This is a genomic window from Sphaerochaeta sp., from assembly GCF_050178175.1.
Classification (GTDB): Bacteria; Spirochaetota; Spirochaetia; order Sphaerochaetales; family Sphaerochaetaceae; genus Sphaerochaeta.
Genome location: NZ_JBFXGH010000135.1, coordinates 1 through 5,337, shown reverse-complemented (window position 1 = coordinate 5,337; position 5,337 = coordinate 1). Strand labels below are relative to the sequence as shown.

The following is a 5,337-nucleotide window of genomic DNA, read 5'->3' as shown; positions in this document are numbered from 1 at the left end:
AAGGAGGCCATCTGATGCAGGCTGCAAGAACTACTTCCCTCTGCACCAAGGATTGTGTCTGTCCGCCCGTCCAACAGGTGCAACCGATAGCGAAAATGGACAGATGGATTTCGCTATATGTTAGGATGGTTGCCGCCTCTGTGTGGATGCCTGCCCAATTCATGCACTGTACCTGGAACCTTCGGTATACCCTGCTTCCCAGCAGAAGAATGAGGAAGTGAGAAAGAGCTTGTTTGCTCTGGCGAAGTGCAAGGCAACCCAGGAGCGTCTTTCCATTGCGACATGCTATCGTGATGCCACAGAGTGAGCCAGTAACTTCTTGGTTTTGAACGAATTGCTCATTGAGCATGGGACTGATAAGGATGTTTCCTCTGATGCGCTGAAGGCACTCGTAAAAAAAGCGGTAAGCATTTACTTTCTTTCCTGTCTTTCCTTCAGGTAGATCAGGAAGACCCCGGTTGCACCGATAAGGGCGGCCAGGGCAGTGGTGATCCAGAGCAGGCTCATGGAGTACGATTCGATGATCAGGCCCCCGGTTATGGGGGCTATTGCATGTCCGGTCCCCATGATGATGGGCAGGATCGCAGAGAACCGTGAGCGATGGCTGATCGGGGTATTGTTGGCCACATAGAAATTGTCATTGGTTGCTGATATGATCTCCCCCAACGTGTATATCACCGTTAATCCCATGAAAACAAATGGGGTGGTGGCAAATGCAAAGAGTCCGAACCCGATCGCATAGAAAATGCCGGAGAGGGTTGAATTTGCCAAGGGGTGGAACCGTCTAAGCAAGCTTACAATAATTGGATTGCATATGACCACCACTATCCCGTTGATCGCCATCATCCTCCCATACAGGGGTGCTCCCTCCTGGCCGAACAGGTTGGTGGTAAGCAGGGGAAGGGCAAACAAAGTCTGGCTGTAGGCAAAACTGAAAAAGGTGACCGAAATTGCAAAGAGCAAGAGCCTTGGGCGGGTGATCAAGGCCTTGAAGAGGCCTCCCTCTTCTCCCTTCTCTGTCGTTTCCCAACCTTTGCTTTCCTCGATCAATTCCTTGGAAGGCTTGCTCTCCTTTATCTTGATCATGACAAGCAGCACGGAGAGAATACCGGCTGCAGCATTCCCATAGAACAACCACTCAGGGGCTTTGTAAAAGAGATAGCCTGCAATGACCGGACCGATGGAGTAACCGAGGTTATGCCCAAGGTAGATGAGGCTGAATGAAACCTGGCGGTTCTCGATGCTGGTGACATCGGTCTTCAAAGCTTCCCGGGCAGGATCGACCGCTCCATCGAAGAATAAACCCAGCAGTATGAAGTAGGGCACGAATGCCTCTCCCTCAAAGAAACCCGCCAGGATGAAACTGAGATCCATCAGCAGTTGGAAAACCACCAACACCGGTTTTCGCCCGATGGTGTCGGCAAGTTTGCTGCCGATGAAGGAGCCGGGGACATAGAGGATGGATGCGATGGTCATGAATGTACCCGCTTGCAGCGGGGTATACCCCAATCGTCTGGTGAGGTAGAGGGTCAAGAACGGATAGATGAATATGCCGATTGCGTTGATGACCGTGGCAAAGAAGAGAACATAGATCGGCTGCGGCAACCCTCTGTAGAGGGAGAGCAGCCGTTTCATAGGACTGACTCAATGGCGAGGGCCAGACCGTCTTCGCTGTTGCTGGCGGTACATGCGTGTGCATGTGCCTTTACCTCATCGGGTGCGTTGGCCATGGCTACCGCATATCCAGCAGCATGGAACATCCCGATGTCATTGTAGTAGTCCCCTACAGCCATGACGGTTCCTGGATTTACCCCATATGATTCACAGATGGAGCGAACTGCATGTCCTTTATCAACTCCTCTTGCCAGTATTTCAATATAGCGGGGGGAGGAACTGAAGATATTCAAGGAGCTGCCGAATCGGGTCTGCAAGGCTTTCTCTTGTTCCTTCATATACTCATTGTCATCATGCATAGCCAAAAGCTTGAATGGTCTCTCACCCATGCCCAGCGTGTCACAGAGACGGTCCAGGGTGACAATATGCCCTTGTGTGCGTGAAGCTTTCACTTCCACATCATACCAGGTATTCATTTCATTCATGTACCAACACTCATTGGTGAAGACGAAGTATTCAAGCTCAGTCTGTGCGAGGTAGGAAAGGACCTGCATGCACTGCTCCCCCCTGATGGGGTGTGCTTCCAGTTCCTTTCCGTCCTCATCGAGCACGAGTGAGCCATTGAAACACCCAAGTGGGCCGGTGATGTCCAATTCCTCTTGAATCAGGGTAAGGCTTCCTGCGATCCTGCCGCTTACCAATGCAACAATGATGCCCTTACGTCGTGCACGGTGAATGGCTTCCTTGGTCCTATCGCTGATCTGGTGGTTTGGATCAAGCAGGGTTCCGTCTATATCGGTACAGATGAGTTTGCATTCAAACATGCGAGCATGGTAATACAAGCGGCATTTCTTGTATAGAAGCCTAGGAGGTCAGGAGGTTGCTTGGCGTTCTATTTGTCCATTCCTCTCTCCTCTGGGAACATTAAGAGAGAGGGCCCCGTCAAGCGGAGTCCTCTCTGGGTAAGAAACAATCACACTTATGCTTCCTGATATACCCTTCCGTAGAAACAGTCCAGGTAAAGCTGCTTGATCTCGCCGATCAAGGGATAGCGGGGGTTGGTCCCTGTGCACTGGTCATCGAATGCTTTTACAGCTAGTTCGTCGACCACGGCCAGGAAGTCCTCCTCCTTGATGCCCCACTCCTTGATGGAGGAAGGTATATCAAGTTCCTTTTTCAGCATCTCAATCCCTGCAACCAAGGCCTCAACTTTCTTGTCCTGGCTGTCAGTCGCCGTGGTCTTGATGTAGGGAGTATTCTCCTGCTCGTTTACTACCATGGCAATGTAGTCGGCAGCTCTTGCATACCTGCTTACAGCAGAGGGGTACTCATACTGCGGGAAGGAAGCCTGCTTGGTAGGATTGTCAGTTGCATTGTAGCGAATGACATTGCAGAGCAGCAGAGCATTTGCCATACCATGGGGAATATGAAACTGGGCTCCCAGCTTGTGTGCCATCGAGTGGCAGACTCCCAGGAAAGCATTGCTGAAGGCCATGCCCGCGATGGTCGAGGCATTGTGTACCTTCTCGCGTGCCTTCTTGTCCGATCCATCCCGATATGCCTTGGGCAGGTACTTGAAGATGACACGAGCCGCTTCAAGGCTCAATCCATTGGTGTAGTCGGTGGACATGCTCGAGGCGAGTGCTTCCAAGGCATGGGTCAATACGTCAATCCCACAGCTTGCGGTCAGGCCCTTGGGCATTCCCATGGCTAGCTCACTATCCACGATTGCCATGGTCGGGGTGAGTGCATAGTCTGCAATTGCGTATTTCATCCCACTTTTCTCATCAGTGATGATTGCAAAGGGAGTAACCTCACTGCCGGTACCACTGGTGGTAGGTACACATACAAGTTCGGCTTTCTTTCCCATGTTCGGGAAGGCGTAAATTCTCTTCTGGATATCCATGAACCGCAAGGCAAGGCCATCGAACCGTACCTCCGGGTGCTCGTAGAGCAACCACATGATCTTCGCGGCATCCATCGGGGAACCACCCCCCAGCCCAATGAGTACATCGGGTTTGAAGGCATTGATCAGCTTCATTCCCTCGGTGATGGTACCCAAGGTAGGATCGGGTTTCACCTGGTGGAATGTCTCGCATTCGATACCCATGGCATCGAGCGTATCGGTGATCTTATCCACCATGCCACTGCTGAAGAGGAAGGAGTCGGTAATGATGAATGCGCGTTTCCTGCCCTTCAACTCGCCAAGGGCAACGGGGAGGCAGCCATACTTGAAGTATGTCTTCGGCGGCAGTTTGAACCAGAGCATGTTTTCCCTCCTGGCAGCTTCGGTCTTGATGTTCAACAGGTGTTTGGGGCCTACGTTCTCGCTGATCGAGTTGTTTCCCCAGGAACCACAGCCAAGGGTGAGGGAAGGCTCAAGGCGGAAGTTGTAGATATCCCCGATGGCTCCCTGGCTGGCAGGCATGTTCACCAACACACGACTGGTCTTTACGGTCCTGCTGTAGGTGTCAACCTTCTCCGACTCATTCTCATCAATGTAGAGGACACTGGTGTGACCGTAACCGCCCAAGGCAACCAGATTTGCTGCCATGTTGGTTCCTTCCCCATAGTTGTCACACTTATACATTGCCAACACCGGGCTGAGTTTCTCATGGGCAAAAGGCTCAGAAGCATCAACATGTTCCACCTCCCCAATGAGGACCTTGGTGGTCTCGGGAACGGTGAATCCTGCGATTTCAGCTACCTTGGAAGCTTTCTGCCCAACAATGGCGGGATTCACTGTTCCCCGCTTTGGGTCGAGGATTACCTTACGGAGCATGTCTGCTTCCTTCTTTGTGAGGAACCGTGCACCACGATCGGAAAACTCTTTCCTTACGGCATCATAGATGTCCTTGTGGCAGATTACTGCCTGCTCACTGGCACAGACCACCCCATTGTCGAAGGTCTTGCTCATGAGAATCGAGCTGACCGCCATCTTGATGTCGGCGCTCTTGTCCATAAGGGCAGGGGTGTTGCCTGGTCCAACCCCGATGGCGGGAATACCGGAGGAGTAGGCACTCTTGACCATCGAAGGACCACCGGTGGCAAGGATGAGATTCACCAGCTTGTTTTTCATCAGGTAGTCTGTTTTCTCAATGGAGGGTTCATCGATCCAGCCGATGATATCCTCAGGTGCCCCTGCCTTCACTGCAGCATCAAGAATGACACGAGCTGCTTCACACGTACACTCCTTTGCTCTCGGATGTGGGCTGAAGATGATTGCGTTACGGGTCTTCAATGCGATCAAGCTCTTGAAGATTGCGGTGCTGGTTGGGTTGGTGGTAGGGATGATGCCGCAAATGACACCCTTCGGTTCAGCAATTTTCTTGATACCGAATGCCTGGTCCACCTCAATGATTCCACAGGTCTTGTCATCCTTGTATTTGTTGAAGATGTATTCAGCAGAGAAGTGGTTCTTGATAACCTTGTCCTCCACAATGCCCATGCCGGTCTCTTCCACCGCCATTAAGGCCAACTTGATACGCTCGTCGTTTGCTGCAATGGCAGCAGAGCGGAATATGGCATCGACCTGTTCCTGGGAATAGGTAGCGAATTTGGCTTGTGCACGTTTTACACGTTCAATCATGTCCTGGAGTTCTTTTTGTCCTGCAAAAAGCTCTTCGGTTTGTTTCTTATCAACCATGATGTACTCCTCGTTAGGTTTCTTGGCTATAATGTATAAAAAAATATCTAATAAGGTCAATACAATTTAAAAAATAA

The 5,337-nt window shown here is 51.3% G+C and carries 4 protein-coding genes; all 4 read right to left on the bottom strand.

The genetic code is table 11. The features are described 5' to 3' along the window. On the bottom strand, nt 1–349 hold a 349-nt coding region (locus AB7S66_RS11125), incomplete at its 3' end, for a hypothetical protein (protein ID WP_428520008.1). Between the two features lie 62 nt (nt 350–411). Then, the gene (locus AB7S66_RS11120; RefSeq protein ID WP_428520006.1) at nt 412–1,635 is read right to left on the bottom strand and encodes an MFS transporter; all 1,224 of its coding nucleotides are present in this window, start codon (nt 1,633–1,635) and stop codon (nt 412–414) included. Next, nucleotides 1,632–2,438 carry a Cof-type HAD-IIB family hydrolase gene (locus tag AB7S66_RS11115; RefSeq protein ID WP_428520004.1) on the bottom strand — a complete coding sequence of 269 codons (807 nt, stop codon included), beginning with the start codon at nt 2,436–2,438 and terminating at the stop codon, nt 1,632–1,634. The genes AB7S66_RS11120 and AB7S66_RS11115 overlap by 4 nt, the downstream gene beginning before the upstream one ends. 155 nt (nt 2,439–2,593) lie before the next feature. After that, the gene (adhE, locus tag AB7S66_RS11110) at nt 2,594–5,260 is read right to left on the bottom strand and encodes a bifunctional acetaldehyde-CoA/alcohol dehydrogenase (RefSeq protein WP_428520002.1); all 2,667 of its coding nucleotides are present in this window, start codon (nt 5,258–5,260) and stop codon (nt 2,594–2,596) included. Between the last annotated feature and the right edge of the window lie 77 nt (nt 5,261–5,337).